Raw genomic sequence first — 15,916 nt, forward strand, 5'->3', positions numbered from 1 at the left:
TAGCCAGATTCGGGTTGCTCGAAGCGGTCGGGTTGCTGGGGTTGGCGGCTGGATTGGTTCCAACGCCGACATTTACGTCGGTACCGACCCCGGTGACGGCACCGACATTGGCGCCGCCGGTGCCGATGGAAGCAGTCGCTCCGCCAGTGCCGCCGACGGAGGCTCCGGCATTTGCCCCAGAACCGCCTAGGGATACGCTAGCCGTAGCGCCGCTGTTGCCGCCCACATTAGCGCTGGCGCCTCCGCTGCCGACGGATACCCCGCCGACGCCTCCGACATTAATTCCAGCTGCAGTCGCTGGCATACAAAGAATTACGAGAACAGATCCGGCAGTCAGACTGCCCGTAAGAATTTGAAAAATTCTTGCCATAGTACGCCTCCTTGTTGCCCTGCAAAGGATGGGACATTTTTTGGGATCTACGGACCCCATAGTGACGCACTAGAGTTGAAAAACAACTTAACGGCCGCGAAAGATTCGTTCTTGGATCATTACTTGGTAATTCTCAGGAGTCAGATATAATAAAATTTTACTTGGGCTCCTACGTGATTTTTCCATTTGTCAGATAATATCATTCCCTAAGCACTCCAGGTGCGGTGCAACAAGGTTCAGGGATCGACCGTCCGGCGATCAGTAAGCGGCTACTACCGCCGATCGGACATACAACGCTATATTAGCACCTTTTGACGAACCCGACCGGCGGGCCGAGCCAGAATCCCGTCAGCGCAAAACCTGCAAAATCGCTTCCGATGCTCGCCATTGACTAGCACAGAGGAAGTTCTGAGCGCCAAACACGGTGACCATCAACCTACGGCCGCTGGTAACTGTCGACGTCGAGCATTTCGCCTGGTTGAAAGCTATGTGGCGCCGAAGCGGAAGAAAACACTGCAGACCCCGTTTCCTAAAATCGTATCAGGGCATTAGCAGTGACGCCGAGCGGCCGCCGACCTATCGATTAACTCGGTCCGGACCAGAGCGTTATAAAGGAGCAAACACGCCAGAAGTGAGATGACGCTGCTAGCAGTTGGTCTGCCGTCAGGCCGGAAAAATAAACGAGATCGAACGCCAGTACAGCCATCGCTCTAGCCACTCATGAATTGGAAAACCTAACGAGCTGGTCACCAAGTCCGGCCTGCTCAAGATCGCGCAACGTGTCCTTCAACTCCTTGCGCTTGTAGCGATTGATGATGCCGGCTTAGGTTGTGGCGGCATCTAACAAACATTCGACTCGCGCCTGCCATGACGACGACCCGCCGAAGCGAGCATCGCGAGCGCACAGTATTCAAATCCCCCAAGGCGTCCGTCGAGATTTGACAACAGACAGATGGCGCGGCGCGAGCTCTGACGCTGTACGACTGACGCAAGCGGCTCTCAGTCCTGGGCGTTGTCCTTGGTCCGTGTGAGGCGGCTTTCGCCTTCCTCCGGGCCGAAGCAGCTTTCGAAATCATTGCAGTCCCGGCAACTGGGGGAGCTGCACAGCGAAAAGCCTTCGGCCTCGCAGAGCTTTCGGTAAAAGTATTTTTTCCATTTCATGTTTTGGGTGTTGCCGGCCGCCAGCGTCGGAAAATGCGAGGCGAGCAGGCGGGCGAGGTCGCTTCGACTAAAAAGGCCAAGGTCTTGCCAGAGGTGGTCATTGCGCATGGCACGCCGGGCGATGATCTTGGCGAAGCGGGCGCTTGCCTTGTCGTCGGGCCGGGCATGCGCCAGCAGCAGTCCGCGCAGAAGTTCTTCTTCCAGATCCGGCTCAGGCTCGCTCCCCTCTTCCAAGGCAAACGCGTTGATAGGAAAAGCAGGGAAACAGCGGGACAGGACATCGCGCAACTCGGCGCGCGAAAGTCCGGTTGCCTCCGTCGCCGTCGCCTCGCCGGCCTCGATCTCCTCGAGCGCACGTGAAAGCACACAGGCAAGCACATGCTGGTCGAACCTCCTCTCCAGCTGCGGCCATTGGCCGATGCTGAGCCGGGCATAATGTTGGGCAAATATGGTGCGTTCTCCTGCTATGGTCCTATCAAATCATGCACAGACCCGGCCTGCCGCAACATGGGTCGGGCAGTTCTTCGGTGTGGCACTCCGGTCGCCTCGCGTCGAGTAGTCCGGCAATTCTCGTCTGGTCCATCGGCTCTGACGCAAATTGTGTGATTGGAAGAGTTGTTCGCGAACCCTGCCCTGCCGTTTGCGCCTCACGGGGAACACTGGCGCCGGAAATGCCCCCGCAGAGTTGGACGTGGACCGTGCAGGACAAGGCCGCGTGCTGAGTGCGGCCACATGGTTCAAGCCGCCAGACTCACGGTTGAATGCCGTCTCATCCAGAGCAGCGAGTGAGTTCCAGCGCACGTTCAGGACAGGATCGCGCGCCTCGGGATGCAGGCAGTTCCTCCCCTTCCGCAACTTCAATGTCACCAGGCAGGATGTAACCGTCATTATCGAGTTTGAAGATGTCCGGCGCTTGCGCCGCGCATCGCGCGTGGCCCTGGCATTTGGCCTTTTGGACGATGATGCGCATGGCGCTGCCTCCATTGTCTGTGCCCGGCTCGGGGCGGGCCTAAGACCAGTCCAGGACCAAATTTTCGATCCCGAACACATGGCCGCCAGAAGTTATCGGCGCCGTACCCTGCTTGATCCTGAAAGCCGGGATGCGCGCCAGCCACTCCTCCAGGCCAATGACAATCTCCCGCCGGGCAAGGTGTGAGCCAAGGCAACGGTGGGGACCATAGCCAAACGCTGCGTGGCGGTTGTCCTCCCGCTCCAAATCAATCGTGTTGGGGCATTCGAATTCCGCCGGGTCACGATTGGCAATCATCGTGGCGCAGGAAACATAGTCCCCCTTCCGGATCGGCGCGCCTTCGAAGTCGATATCTTTCGTGGCCACGCGGATCAACTGAATGGGCGGATAGGCCCGCAGCAATTCTTCGGTTGCGAGCGGGATGCGGTCCGGTTCGCTCCGCAGCAATTGCTGATCTTTGCGGTTGCGTGCGAGGTACGCCAAGTCAAAGCCTATAGCTGCTGCGACCGTGTCAAGCCCAGCGACGAAGACAAGCACGCCGATGCCGCGGACTTGGGTGTCCGTCAGCCGGCGGCCCTCGACCTGTGCCTGCACGATAAAGGTCATGAAATCGTCAACCGCCTCGTCGCGGCGCATGGCTGCAAGTTCGTCGATGAATGCCACGATCGTCCGGGCAGCCACAGGTCGTTCCTTATCGTCGCCGTGGAGCAGATCTTTCCCCCAGCCAACGAATGTATCGAGTCGGTCATCAGGCAACCCCAGAAAGCGAAGAAAGGTGCTCACCGCGAAAGGAAAGGCAAAATCCTTCATCACCTCGCAGCTTGTTCCCGACGCGGCGATCCTTTCGATCAGCTCGACCGCCCGTTCGCGGACAGCCGGTTCCAAAGCCAACACCCGCTTTGGCGAAAGCAGCGGATTGAGCAGTGAGCGAAAGACGCCATGGGCCGGTGGATCGAGCTCAAGCGGGATCGTCGGCCAGTTTTCACCCAGAATCGAGGAGAAGATGCTGCGATGGCTGGAAAAAGTCTCTGCGTCCTGCAGCACCTTCCGCTGGTCCGCGGCACGGGTGATGACCCAGGTACCCCGGCCATCTTGCGTGTTGTAGCGGGAGTAAAAGATCGGAGGCCCGTCATGTACGCAAGCGACAGCTGCGTGTGGATCCCCGTTGGGTGTTGGTGGCATCCCTGGCGATGTAAACAGGCTGAAGTCCCTCACCATTTCGGGCGGGACATGATCTGGAACGGGGTTGGTCGCCATTTTGTTTTCTCTACATTGGCGTTCATGGCTCGATTGAGATTGCACCGCTGTTCATAAAGTCGATTTCCAGCATGGGCACGTCTCTTGTCGGGTGCCTTCTAAATTCTGTCGCCTGATACAGCCCACCTGCACCAGCGCGGATGAGATGGGTTGCGAGTCGATCAGAGGGGCATCTCCGCCGCGCTCCGGTCATGAAGCAAAGCCGCCGCTTATCCCCGTTAGGGTTGAGAGACTGGTCAATCCACCTCTGCCCTGCTGATCAAATTGTCGAAGCAACTCGCGTGCCGGATAGGGGTAGCCATGGCGCTGCACCAAGCAATGCCAGCCTGCGCTGGGCCCGCCGCTGATGATCACCTGTCCATCATTCTTATGACAACGTCCGACAACCGACATCCGTGGTCGGTTTTGTCGAGCCCGCGACATCGGGCTGTTCGGCTTGGCTGTTGCGGCACAGCCTGCCGGTCGACGAGCGAGTAGATCGCCCGCACGGCCCGGATTGAGCAACGACGCGATCCAGCGCAAGGATCGGGTGCGGTCCGAGAAGACCCGACGGCGCTTGCGCGAGTATCAAAAAGGTCAAGCCGCGCTTCGGTTCGGCGCTGATGGCGTATGCGTTTTATCGGAGGCGCTGCAAGGCTTTTCGATCAGACGGCGATGCACTCGTGCGCACGGTCCGGTCGGCCACCAGCTTGACTGTATAGATGCGGTCCATTCCGGCGTGCATCACCTGACCATGCGCATGCGCTACGACGGCAGTCCTTTCCGCTCATGGACCTAAATTTGCTCGCGAGCCGCTGTCGGAACGTGGTGCTGAGTCCTATCGCGGTCGGTTCAATCCGAGGACCTGTCGGCAGTCAACACACCCCTGGAGGTCGGACCGGGAACGCGTGGCAGACTCTCGGCCAGAAACCGCCAGTCGCTGCCCTCGCGTTCGCCTTCCTTGCGCGTGCCGAAGAACTGGATGATCATCTTGCCGTCCGCGCCATAAGCTTCAATGGACGTGACGTGACCATCCCTCGTCGGCTTGCGCACGGCCCAGACCTCGCGGATGAGATGGGTCCTAAGATGCAGATGGAAGGTCTCTTCGAGCACATTGATCCGCGGCCCGATCTGCTTGACCGACCTGATCGGGCCGGAATGGATCTGAATGCAACCACGATTGCCGACAAAGCACATGATCGGCATCTCGTCTTCGGCCGCCTGTTGGAACAGGGCGCCAACGGCATCATTGTCGAGTGCCCAGGCGTCATCCTCGTCGGCCATACGCATCGCCTGGCAGCGGCTGAGCTTCAGTGTCTTCAACATATGGTAGAACTGATGCACGTCGCTTAGCCGGCCCCAGTGCTCGCGTAGGTCGTCGACCGTGTTGGCGTGGTCTGGACTCACTGCGTTATCGGGCGCCCCGCTCGCCTCGAGCGATATGATCGGCTCCTGGTCGGAGGATACAAGCTCTGCCGTCAGATCCTGATAGGCCTGCAGGTTCGAGGCGGGCGTGAGATGAGCTTTGTGCATCGCCTCGCCGGTGGCATCAAAGAATTGAAGGCTGCGGCGGATCTCGGCTCCCTCGCGCTTCTCGACGGCGAAGCCATACGCCCACGCTTTCGGGAAGATGCGCAGGTCGATCTGGTCGCCGAGCAGTATGGCATGCTGGTTGCCGGTGACCACTTTGCCGTAGACGCCAATCTTTTGGTGCACGGCACTTTCGTTGCTGGTGACCGCCATCACCTCGCCGACCGCTTCGAGGCCGGTCAGCAGATCATCGACGCGCGGCTCGATGCGCACCGCGCCGTGACCACAATGCGCCGCGACCAACTCGGCTTCCGAAATGCCCAATCGAGCGGCGAGATCATGCTCCCGGATCTTCGGATTGTCTTTGCACGCCCGCCGGATTTCGTCGGGCGACGGTTTCTCGCGTTGGTCCATGCTTACCCCTGTTTCTACGACGTGTGAGGATCATCTGCCCTGCCCGGGAATCTTCAGCCGATAAGGCGCGCCGAAATGCTCGATCCTGATCTGCTGCTGGCCCATGAACAAGGTGTCGCTGGACAGCGTGCGCACGGCGTCGCACCCGTGCGAAAACCAGCGAGCAGCCACATGCCGATGGCATGCCATCGAGCCGGTCGGCGGCTACTGGGCGGTGGTGAGCGAGTGTGGATGTTGTCGCAATCGGCCAAGCGGGCATTCGGATGCCATGGGCGGCGCTGCTTTGCCAAACAACGCGTATCTGACCACGGTCCTGACATGTTGGTCCCCTGCTTCGCCCCATCCATCGCGATGGCACCTATCGCATGATTGTGGATCGGCATGCTCTTGCCGTCTCGCCAAACGGAGCTTCAAAAACCGTGCCAATTGCGCCGAGCAAGCTCAGAAGAAGTTCTGTATTTGGTGATGTGAGTTCAACCAAGAACTCAGGCCCAACATCCCTCGTGGCTGACCCGACAAACCCGACAGCACGTGTCGATTGGCCGACACCTTCTCAGCAATGCACTCACAAGAAGCACCAGTGTGAGAGATGCCGCGCTGTGTTGAAACGTTTTTTGGCTTTGGCACGGTGCATGCGACGTGATGGGCAAGCAGGTCCCGGACTGAGGAGAATGGAGCCATGATTACGCTCACCGACAACGCTGTTGCCGCCTTCAAGACTGCTCTTTCCCGCGCCAGCGAGCCGGCGGACGGCTTTCGCATTATGGTCGAGGCCGGCGGCTGCGCCGGCTTCAAATACTTAATGGGCCTGGAGAGCGTGTCGCGCGAGGGCGACGCGATCACTGACACAGATGGGGTCAAGCTGTTCGTGGACGCGGGCTCCCAACCCCATGTAGCCGGCATGACCGTCGACTTCCTCACCGGGCTCCAATCTTCCGGTTTTGTCTTCGATAACCCCAATGCGCGCGAAAAGTGCGGCTGCGGCAAGTCCTTCAGTTAAACGCCCGAAGCGCCTGTGCGGCCGACAGAGTGATTTTGCGGCAGAGGAGACTTATATGGCCGGCACAACAGATGCCCCCGTCCTAAAAAACAAGACAAGGTCAAAGCCGATCTCGGGACCGCCATTCGCTCCCAGTAGGATTCAAAGAACGTCGCCTCCCGAAGCAGCTCGGTTCCTGGTGGCACCCGAGCTGCTTGCGGACAAATCGCGCCGCTGCGCCAAATTCGGCTCATCGGTAGCGTTATCGCGTTCGGGCGGCCTTACCTGCGGGCTGACCTACGGCCACTGCGAACATGTCCATATCGACGGAGATCCGGTTTACGTCAAACACTCCGGGCGCCTGCGCGCGCTGCCAGTTCAAATGATCATCAACGGCATGCGCCAGAGGCTCAACGAGTCGGTCTAGCGCTCGCGTCATTCTGTTTAACTGAGGATCGCACCTATGAAGCCTGTCTACCTCGACAACAACGCAACCACACGGGTCGATCCTGAGGTCGTGCAAGCGATGTTGCCGTTCTTTAGGGATCAATTCGGCAACCCTTCGTCGGCACACGCTCTTGGCGCCTCAGTCAGTGCGGCGGTGAGAAAGGCGCGGAGGCAGTTGCAAGCTCTGATCGGCGCGGAGTTCGAGGATGAGATCACTTTCACCTCGGGTGGGACAGAAAGCGACAATGCAGCGCTTCTTTCAGCGCTCGAGGCGGCGCCCAACCGAACCGAGATCGTGACGTCCGCGGTCGAGCATCCCGCCGTGCTGACGCTCTGCGCGCATCTTGAGAAGACCCGCCGCCTCAAGGTGCACAGGATCCCGGTGGATTGCCGTGGTCGGCTCGATCTCGACGCCTATATGGCCGCCCTCACCCCACAGGTTGCAATCGTGTCAATAATGTGGGCGAACAACGAGACTGGTGTGATCTTCCCCGTGGCAAGGCTTTCCGAGTTGGCCAAGGAAGTGGGCGCCCTATTCCATACCGATGCTGTGCAGGCGGTCGGCAAGCTTCCGATGGACCTGAAGTCGACCGCAATCGACATGCTGTCGCTCTCCGGCCACAAGCTGCACGGGCCGAAAGGGATCGGTGCGCTTTTCGTAAAACGTGGCGTCGATTTCCATTCGCTGATCAAGGGGGGTCACCAAGAGCACAACCGGCGTGCTGGCACCGAGAATACGCCCGGCATAGCCGGGCTCGGCACGGCGGCCGAACTCGCCTTGAAATTCATGGACGACGAGACCACACGGGTAAAGTCGCTCCGCGATCGCCTGGAGGGCGGGATCCTTCAGCGCATCCCAAGCACCTGTGTCACTGGTGATCCCTTGCAACGGTTGCCCAACACCGCAAACATCTCCTTCGAACATGTCGAAAGTGATGGAATTCCACTTCTCCTCAGCCGCATTGGCATCGCGTGTTCCTCTGGCTCGGCCTGCACCTCCGGCTCTCTGGAACCAAGCCATGTCCTAAGCGCGATGAAAACGCCACACGCGGCAGTCCGCTTCTCCTTGGCGCGGGACAACAGCGAAGAGGACATCGACCGGGTGCTCGAGGTCATGCCGGGAATCGTGGGGAAGCTGCGCAGCTTTTCCGGTTCTGGGCCAGGTAGTCCGGTCTATGCGTGAGCCGCAGAAGAACAGGCTGCCTGTCATGACCGGTCATGTCTCCCTCAACGATACGACCTTGCGCGATGGCGAGCAGGCGCCGGGCGTCGCCTTCACCACGACGGAAAAGCTGGAGATCGCTGAGTCTCTTGCGGCGGCTGGCGTGACAGAGATCGAGATCGGCACGCCGGTCATGGGCGTCGACGAGATGGAAACAATTCGCGCCGTGGTAGCGCGGCGTCTTCCGGTTCGGCTCATGGCCTGGTGCCGGATGACGTCGTTGGATCTCGATGCAGCGATCGAGAGCGGCGTCCAAGCGGTCAATTTGTCGCTGCCTGCGTCGGACATCCAACTTGCCGCCAAGCTCGGCCTCGACAAGGCGGGAGCGCTCCAGGTCATCGATCATATGGTCAGGCGCGCCGCCGATGCCGGCTTCTTCGTCGCGGTGGGCTGCGAGGATGCCTCGCGGGCCAATCGGGATCATCTCGCCCGCGTCATCGAGACGGCCGCACGCGCCGGCGCAAGCCGCGTGAGGCTGGCCGACACAGTCGGTGTTCTCGACCCGTTTTCGACCTTCGAACTTGTCGCCCAGCTCGTGGTGCAGTCTCCAATCGACCTTGAATTTCATGCGCACAACGATCTCGGACTTGCTGGCGCCAACACGCTGGCGGCGATCCGCGCAGGCGCGCGCCATGCCTCCGTCACCGTCCTGGGGCTCGGCGAGCGTGCGGGCAATGCCGCGCTGGAGGAGGTGGCCGCCGCAATGGCAGTCTTCGACGGCGCAGACACCGGCATTGAGCTGACCGCATTGCCCGGCCTCGCCGCCCAGGTGGCTTGGGCCGCCCGCCGGCAGACCGCAGCCACTAAGCCGGTCGTCGGCGCCGATGTTTTCACCCACGAATCCGGCATTCACGTCGCAGGGCTGCTGAAGGACTCGCGTACTTATCAGGGGCTCGATCCGACTCTCGTGGGCCGCTGCCGGCGGATCGTCATCGGCAAGCATTCCGGCGCCACTGCGATTGCCCATGTGCTGAGCGAAAGCGGTCGCGATCTCGACCCGGATCTGGCAGCCGCGATGGTGGCCCGCGTCCGACGCGAGGCGGCCGAGACCAAATCGACCGTCACTGCAACTCGACTGGTCGAGCTCTACGATGGAATGTGCAGCGAGGCATCCCTCATCGAGCTGTGCGGGTCCAAGTCAGCCGTGCGCGAGCGCACAGAGGCCACAGCTTTGCGACCAGGAAGAATGCAATGAATTGTTCCGCTGACAGCCGCCCCATGGATGTCACCGACATCCTCGCACGACTGAAGCGCTTGTCGGCTGCAGAGGAATTCTTCTCAGTCCTAGGCGTCGCCTATGACCCGAAGGTACTGAATGTCTCGCGGCTCCATATCATGAAGCGTGTGGGCCAATACCTCGCCGAAGAAGATTTCTCCGGTCTGCCCGACCAGGTGATTGCCGCGAGGGTGCGCGCGACGCTCGAACGAGCTTACGAGGACTTTGCGATTTCCTCGCCGCTCACGCATCGGATTTTCAAGGTGCTCAAGGACCACGATCCGAACAAACCTGCCGCGCCGGGTCACACCTTTGTTCCGTTCGACTCGGTACTGAAGCGGTTCGGACGGGAATGATCGGCGACAAGGGTGCGACGCGACAATGTCGAGCAGCCGCCAAATCCGGTCATCACCACAGCGCCGTCAGAAGCAACCAGCCGAAGTTGTAGGAAAGGGGGAGCGCAAGAGACTTGGCACGAATAATGCGGACAAAGGAGATAACCGCAATGCCGGACCCGGACACGAGCCTAGAGAAACCGCCAATGCACATCGTAATCTGCATCAAGCAGGTGCCGGACTCGGCACAGATAAGGGTCCATCCGGTCACGAACACGATCATGCGCCAGGGTGTTCCGACCATCATCAACCCTTACGACCTGTTCGCCCTCGAAGAAGCGCTCAGACTGCGCGACGCCCATGGTGGCGAAGTCACTGTGCTCACCATGGGTCCGCCCATGGCAGAGGACGCGCTGCGCAAGGCGCTCGGTTACGGCGCCGACCGAGCGGTGCTCTTGACCGACCGCTATTTTGCCGGCTCCGACACGCTGGCAACCTCGTTCGCCCTTTCCCAGGCAATCGCGAAGATTGGCGAGACGTTCGGCACGCCAGACCTCGTCTTCACCGGCAAGCAGACGATCGATGGCGACACCGCCCAGGTCGGGCCCGGCATCGCCAAGCGCCTCGGACTCCTGCAACTGACCTATGTCGCGAAGATTCCTTCTGTCGACCTTGCTGCACGCGAGATCAAGGTCGAGCGCCGTTCCGAAGGCGGCACACAGATGCTGAAGAGCAGGCTCCCTTGCCTCATCACCATGCTGGAAGGCACAAACGAGATCCGCCGGGGCTCGATCCAGGACGCCTTGTGCGCCGCGCGCAGCCAGGTCTTGAAATGGAGCGCGGCCGACGCCGGCATTGAGGATCTCACCAAATGCGGCCTGCGCGGTTCACCGACGGTCGTCAAACGTGTTTTCGCCCCTCCTGCTCGAGCTGAAAAGGCGGCACAAATCGACACCGCCGAGAAGGCCTTGCGCGATGTCGCTGACGAACTCATCACCGCAATCTTCACCCGCCAGCCGGCGCTGGAACATGAGCTCGCCTTTAACGGCGGCGCGTGACGGCAAGGAGCAAAACGATGTCGACCGCGAACGGAGAAACCCCTCGCCCTGCCGCCGGCCGCGCCGGCATAAAGAAGGAATTGCCCGCCCATTTCAAGGACTATCGGCACGTTTGGGTTTTCATCGAGCTCGAACGTGGCGAGGTCCATCCGGTGTCATTCGAACTGCTCGGCGAAGGCCGCAACTTAGCAGACAAGCTTCAGGTCCAGCTTGCAGGCGTCGTGCTTGGACCGCCGGGAGAGGCCGTCGGGAACGCCGTTGCCGAAGCATTCGCGTATGGCGCTGACCTTGTCTACATCGCCGAGGCGCCCCTGCTCGCCGACTATCGGAATGAACCTTTCACCAAGGCGCTGACGGATCTGGTCGATACCCACAAACCCGAAATCCTTCTTCTCGGTGCCACCACACTGGGCAGGGATCTTGCCGGCTCCGTGGCGACGACCTTGCAGACGGGGCTCACGGCCGACTGCACCGAACTCGATGTGGATACCGACAGTTCGCTCGCCGCCACGCGTCCGACTTTCGGCGGTTCCTTGTTGTGCACGATCTATACGCTCAATTTCCGCCCGCAGATGGCGACCGTGCGGCCGAGGGTCATGCCCATGCCGCAGCGGACGGATAAACCGGTCGGGCGTGTCATCCGGCACAAGCTTTCGCTTGCCGAGGACGAGATCGCTACCAAAGTCCTCGGCTTCCTGCCGGACAATCAGTCGGCGAAGGCAAACCTTGCCTATGCCGACGTCGTGGTTGCGGGAGGCCTTGGTCTTGGCGCGGCGGAGAACCTGCAGCTTGTGAAGAACCTCGCACGAGCAATCGGCGCCGAGCACGGCTGTTCGCGTCCGTTGGTCCAGAAGAGCTGGATGCCAGCTGATCGGCAGATCGGCCAAACTGGCAAGACGATCCGGCCGAAGCTTTACATAGCGGCCGGGATTTCCGGCGCCGTCCAGCATCGGGTTGGCGTGGAGGGGGCGGATCTCATCGTGGCCATCAACACCGACCCGAACGCGCCGATTTTCGATTTCGCTCACCTCGGAATCGTCACCGACGCGATCCGCTTCCTGCCCGCACTGACGGAAGCCTTCACCCGGCGGCTGTCGCCCCACAGTCGCGATAAGCTTTCGAGCTAAGGGGATGGACATGATCGAGGAAAACTTCGACGCCATTGTTGTTGGGGCAGGCATGTCCGGAAACGCAGCTGCTTACACCATGGCCAGCCATGGCCTGAAGGTGCTGCAGTTGGAGCGCGGTGAATATCCGGGCTCCAAGAATGTCCAGGGTGCCATCATGTACGCGAACATGCTGGAGAAGATCATCCCGGATTTCCGGGATGATGCGCCTCTCGAGCGGCATTTGGTTGAACAGCGGCTTTGGGTGATGGACGACACATCCCATACAGGGATTCACTATAGGTCGGACGACTTCAATGAGGCGAAGCCCAACCGGTACACGATCATCCGTGCCCAGTTCGATAAATGGTTTTCGCGTAAGGTGCGCGCGGCCGGCGCGACCGTTCTGTGCGAGACGACCGTGACGGAACTCATCCGTGATGCCAATGACAGGGTGATCGGCGTCCGCACAGACCGGGCGGGCGGAGCCATCTACGCGGACGTGGTCGTTCTCGCAGAAGGTGTCTGCGGACTGCTTGGCACTCGAGCCGGCCTGCGCGAGATGCCAAAGCCGCAAACCGTGGCCCTCGCCGTCAAGGAAATGCATTTCTTGCCCGAAGAGGTCATTGAGCAGCGGTTCGGCGTAAAGGGCGATGAGGGCTGCGTGATCGAGGCGGTGGGCACGACCTCCCGCAGCATGGCCGGGCTCGGCTTCCTCTATACCAACAAGGAGTCCATCTCACTGGGCATTGGCTGCCTCGTCTCCGATTTTGCCGCGATGGTCGAGAGCCCCTACGTTCTCCTTGATGCCTTGAAGAGCCATCCTTCGATCCGGCCGCTGATCGCCGGCTCGGAAGTGAAAGAATATTCCGCACACCTCATTCCCGAAGGCGGCTACAAGGCTATTCCGCAGCTCTTTGGCGATGGTTGGGTCGTGGTCGGCGATGCCGCGCAACTGAACAACGCCATTCACCGCGAGGGTTCGAACCTCGCCATGACCTCCGGCCGCATTGCGGCTGAGGCAATCGTCGAGGTCAAGAGCCGCAACGGTCCGATGAACAAACGGAATCTCGCCCTTTACAAAGCCATGCTGGACAAGTCCTTCGTGGTCAAGGACCTGAGGAAATACAAAGACATGCCGGCCTTGCTCCACACCAATTCATGCAATTATTTCACGACTTATCCGCGGTTGATGTCGCAAGCTGCGCAGAACTTCATGCGTGTCGACGGCACGCCGAAGATCGAGAAGGAAAAGGCGACCACGGCGGCCTTCATCAAGGCGCGCTCGCGCTGGGGGCTGGTCAGCGACGCGGTCCGCCTTGCATTGGCGTGGCGCTGAGGGGAGACGAAATGACCAGCGCAGCGACGAAGTCACGTGTCGAGGACAAGCTTTACCAGAACCGCTACTTGGTGGATTCCGGCCGCCCGCACATCAAAGTGCGACCGCACCAGAAGCCGAGCGCGAATTTGCTCGCGCTGACCCACGTCTGCCCGGCGAAATGTTATGAGTTGAACGACAAGGGTCAAGTGGAGATCACTGCCGACGGCTGCATGGAGTGCGGCACCTGCCGGATTTTGTGCGGGACGACTGGTGAGATCGAGTGGAACTATCCACGCGGCGGTTTCGGAATCCTCTTTAAATTCGGATGACCGGCGCACGCATGCCCTAAGCAGATACCGCGCTCAGGGACTCTACGATATGTGAAGGTGCTGACCGCGCCAAGCGAGCTGGAGATTACGCTCGCCATACGCTGGGCAATTGTCGTGAACGTCCTGCCCACGTTTCTGCAGACGGGTGATGGAGAAGTCGTCGTCTGGACGCTGAAGGAGAGCCGGAGATTGCCGCCACTGCCGGCAACGCCCACGCACCTCAATCAGGCACTCGCCGCCTCATGCCACAGGCTGTACCAGATCGAGCGGATTGCGGCTGCCGGCCAGTCGCATCGGCGCCTCCGCAGCAAGGTATCTCCCCCTTACGGCCGGCGTCCGAACCATGGCGCTTGTCGCCCGCATCTGACGGAACGCTAGTGGCTGATCGACGCGATTGACAAGGCCGGTTGGGTTTTGCCAGGGCGGCTCGTATCCTTGGCCTCACGCCCTGGAAAATCGGCTACGCCCTGCGCCGGCATGGTAACAAGGTGAAGAAATTCCAGACGTCGTGATGACGTCAAGCGTAAGCAGCCCGGAGTGGTCTCGCTCACACTCTGCGCGCCCGAGGCTGCTAGCTTCGCGACCCTATTTGCCTGTCCACTGTCGTAAGCCCGACAAAGGTGTGTCGGAGCAATCCGAAGGAATCTGACACGAGAAGCCTATTCGTGAACCGAAACAGCTCTTTGAGCTGGCATAGCTCTTGCGCTTTGAACTGCGACATCACGCAGCAACGGAGCCGTTCATGTCTGCACCGGCAATTTCGCTTGAGAGCCTCAGCACGACATTCGGTGACCAGTTGCTTGGCACCATGAAACCCGGTGGCTGCGCGTCTTCGTCCTGCGGCTCGTCGACAAAGCCCGACGACACGGATCCGGCTGTCTGGGAGAAGATCAAGGATCACCCCTGCTTTTCAGAAGAGGCGCATCACTATTTCGCGCGTATGCACGTCGCGGTCGCGCCGGGCTGCAACATCCAGTGCAACTACTGCAATCGCAAATATGACTGCGCCAACGAAAGCCGGCCTGGGGTGGCCTCTGAAAAGCTGACGCCCGACCAGGCGCTACGCAAGGTGATCGCGGTCGCCAACGAGGTGCCGCAGCTTTCCGTGCTCGGCATCGCCGGACCGGGCGACGCCTGCTACGACTGGAAGAAGACGAAGGCGACCTTCGCCAGGGTCGCCAAGGAAATCCCAGACATCAAGTTTTGCATATCCACGAATGGGCTGGCGCTGCCCGACCGTGTCGATGAGCTTGCTGACATGAATGTCGATCACGTGACGATCACGATCAACATGGTCGACCCTGAGGTCGGTGCAAAGATCTATCCTTGGATCTTTCACGATCATCGCCGCTACGTCGGCATTGAAGCCACCCGGATCCTGCACCAACGGCAGATGTTGGGCCTGGAGATGCTGACCGCGCGGGGCATCCTCACCAAAATCAACTCGGTGGTGATCCCAGGCGTGAACGATGAGCATCTGATCGAGGTGAATAGATGGGTTAAGGAGCGAGGCGCGTTCCTGCACAACCTTATGCCGCTGATTTCGGACCCGGCACACGGCACGCATTACGGACTGAGCGGGCAGCGCGGCCCAAACGCAATGGAGATGAAGGCTCTTCAGGATCGTGTCGAAGGTGGCGCCCAGTTGATGCGGCACTGCCGGCAGTGCCGGGCAGATGCCGTGGGCCTGCTCGGAGAAGATCGTGGCCAGGAATTCACAGTCGACCGGATTCCCGGCGAGGTCACCTACGATGCCAGCAAACGCAAGGCCTATCGGGAGCTGGTCGCGGAGGAGCGCCGTGATCACGTCGAGGCTAGGAGAGAAGCGATCGGATTGGTCAAGGCAGCGAGCCGCGGCAAGTCCCTTCTCTTCGCGGTAGCGACCAAGGGCGGCGGCCGCGTCAATGAGCATTTCGGCCATGCGAAGGAATTCCAGGTTTATCAAGCCTCGCTGAAAGGGATCAGCTTCGTCGGGCATCGGAAGGTGGACAAGTATTGCCTCGGCGGCTGGGGCGCAGAAGCCGCCCTCGATGGCGTCATCGCAGCGCTTCAAGGCATAGATATCGTGCTGTGCGCCAAGATCGGAAATTGCCCGCAGGATCAGCTCGCGGAGGCCGGAATCAGAGCCACCGACGCCTGTGCCCATGACTATATCGAGACAGCAATCAGCGCGATTTACATCGCCGCGTCTGGGACCCCCACACTCGCGGCGACGGCCTGAG

Annotated in this window: 16 protein-coding genes and 1 pseudogene; 11 read left to right on the forward strand and 6 right to left on the reverse strand. The window is 60.4% G+C overall.

Going from position 1 to position 15,916, the window contains the following annotated elements; translation table 11 throughout:
- The 6 genes and pseudogenes from NKI10_RS29135 to hemP form a co-directional block, all read right to left on the reverse strand.
- Positions 1 to 370: pseudogene (locus NKI10_RS29135) on the reverse strand (hypothetical protein); the annotation flags it as partial.
- 999 nt (positions 371 to 1,369) lie between these two features.
- Positions 1,370 to 1,981, reverse strand: coding sequence for a nitrogen fixation protein NifQ (locus NKI10_RS29140; protein ID WP_352862502.1), 612 nt, complete (start codon positions 1,979 to 1,981; stop codon positions 1,370 to 1,372).
- Positions 1,982 to 2,300: 319 nt separating this feature from the next.
- Positions 2,301 to 2,501: a ferredoxin gene (locus tag NKI10_RS29145; RefSeq protein WP_352801054.1), complete on the reverse strand. Its 201-nt coding sequence runs from the start codon at positions 2,499 to 2,501 to the stop codon at positions 2,301 to 2,303.
- 39 nt (positions 2,502 to 2,540) lie between these two features.
- Positions 2,541 to 3,758, reverse strand: a complete 1,218-nt coding sequence (locus NKI10_RS29150) for a cytochrome P450 (protein WP_352562708.1) — start codon at positions 3,756 to 3,758, stop codon at positions 2,541 to 2,543.
- 831 nt (positions 3,759 to 4,589) lie between these two features.
- Complete coding sequence (locus NKI10_RS29155) at positions 4,590 to 5,681, reverse strand: hemin-degrading factor (RefSeq protein ID WP_352801056.1); 1,092 nt, start codon at positions 5,679 to 5,681, stop codon at positions 4,590 to 4,592.
- Positions 5,682 to 5,711: 30 nt separating this feature from the next.
- Positions 5,712 to 5,816 carry a hemin uptake protein HemP gene (hemP, locus tag NKI10_RS29160; RefSeq protein ID WP_023685012.1) on the reverse strand — a complete coding sequence of 35 codons (105 nt, stop codon included), beginning with the start codon at positions 5,814 to 5,816 and terminating at the stop codon, positions 5,712 to 5,714.
- Between the two features lie 544 nt (positions 5,817 to 6,360).
- Here hemP and NKI10_RS29165 point away from each other — a divergent pair.
- The 11 genes from NKI10_RS29165 to nifB all read left to right on the forward strand — a co-directional run bounded on the left by NKI10_RS29165 (position 6,361) and on the right by nifB (position 15,915).
- Positions 6,361 to 6,681, forward strand: coding sequence for a HesB/IscA family protein (locus NKI10_RS29165; RefSeq protein ID WP_023698282.1), 321 nt, complete (start codon positions 6,361 to 6,363; stop codon positions 6,679 to 6,681).
- Between the two features lie 55 nt (positions 6,682 to 6,736).
- Positions 6,737 to 7,087, forward strand: coding sequence for a hypothetical protein (locus tag NKI10_RS29170; RefSeq protein WP_352801058.1), 351 nt, complete (start codon positions 6,737 to 6,739; stop codon positions 7,085 to 7,087).
- Positions 7,088 to 7,123: 36 nt separating this feature from the next.
- Positions 7,124 to 8,290: a cysteine desulfurase NifS gene (nifS, locus tag NKI10_RS29175; RefSeq protein ID WP_023685015.1), complete on the forward strand. Its 1,167-nt coding sequence runs from the start codon at positions 7,124 to 7,126 to the stop codon at positions 8,288 to 8,290.
- 25 nt (positions 8,291 to 8,315) lie between these two features.
- Positions 8,316 to 9,524 carry a homocitrate synthase gene (nifV, locus tag NKI10_RS29180; RefSeq protein WP_352515289.1) on the forward strand — a complete coding sequence of 403 codons (1,209 nt, stop codon included), beginning with the start codon at positions 8,316 to 8,318 and terminating at the stop codon, positions 9,522 to 9,524.
- Entirely contained in the window at positions 9,521 to 9,901 is a 381-nt protein-coding gene (gene nifW / locus NKI10_RS29185; RefSeq protein WP_023687348.1) for a nitrogenase stabilizing/protective protein NifW, read from the forward strand. The genes nifV and nifW overlap by 4 nt, the downstream gene beginning before the upstream one ends.
- Before the next feature lie 185 nt (positions 9,902 to 10,086).
- Positions 10,087 to 10,938, forward strand: a complete 852-nt coding sequence (locus tag NKI10_RS29190; RefSeq protein ID WP_023672212.1) for an electron transfer flavoprotein subunit beta/FixA family protein — start codon at positions 10,087 to 10,089, stop codon at positions 10,936 to 10,938.
- 17 nt (positions 10,939 to 10,955) lie between these two features.
- Complete coding sequence (locus NKI10_RS29195) at positions 10,956 to 12,065, forward strand: electron transfer flavoprotein subunit alpha/FixB family protein (protein ID WP_023685019.1); 1,110 nt, start codon at positions 10,956 to 10,958, stop codon at positions 12,063 to 12,065.
- Between the two features lie 10 nt (positions 12,066 to 12,075).
- Positions 12,076 to 13,383 carry an FAD-binding protein gene (locus NKI10_RS29200; protein ID WP_023712672.1) on the forward strand — a complete coding sequence of 436 codons (1,308 nt, stop codon included), beginning with the start codon at positions 12,076 to 12,078 and terminating at the stop codon, positions 13,381 to 13,383.
- Positions 13,384 to 13,394: 11 nt separating this feature from the next.
- Positions 13,395 to 13,694: a ferredoxin family protein gene (locus tag NKI10_RS29205; RefSeq protein ID WP_023806340.1), complete on the forward strand. Its 300-nt coding sequence runs from the start codon at positions 13,395 to 13,397 to the stop codon at positions 13,692 to 13,694.
- A 51-nt stretch (positions 13,695 to 13,745) separates the two neighbouring features.
- On the forward strand, positions 13,746 to 14,072 hold the full coding sequence (locus NKI10_RS29210; protein WP_352801018.1) for a hypothetical protein: 327 nt from the start codon (positions 13,746 to 13,748) through the stop codon (positions 14,070 to 14,072).
- Positions 14,073 to 14,436: 364 nt separating this feature from the next.
- Positions 14,437 to 15,915, forward strand: a complete 1,479-nt coding sequence (gene nifB / locus NKI10_RS29220; protein ID WP_352862501.1) for a nitrogenase cofactor biosynthesis protein NifB — start codon at positions 14,437 to 14,439, stop codon at positions 15,913 to 15,915.
- Position 15,916: the final 1 nt, after the last annotated feature.

This window comes from Mesorhizobium sp. M0802 (assembly GCF_040320115.1).
In the GTDB taxonomy this organism is placed as follows: domain Bacteria; phylum Pseudomonadota; class Alphaproteobacteria; order Rhizobiales; family Rhizobiaceae; genus Mesorhizobium.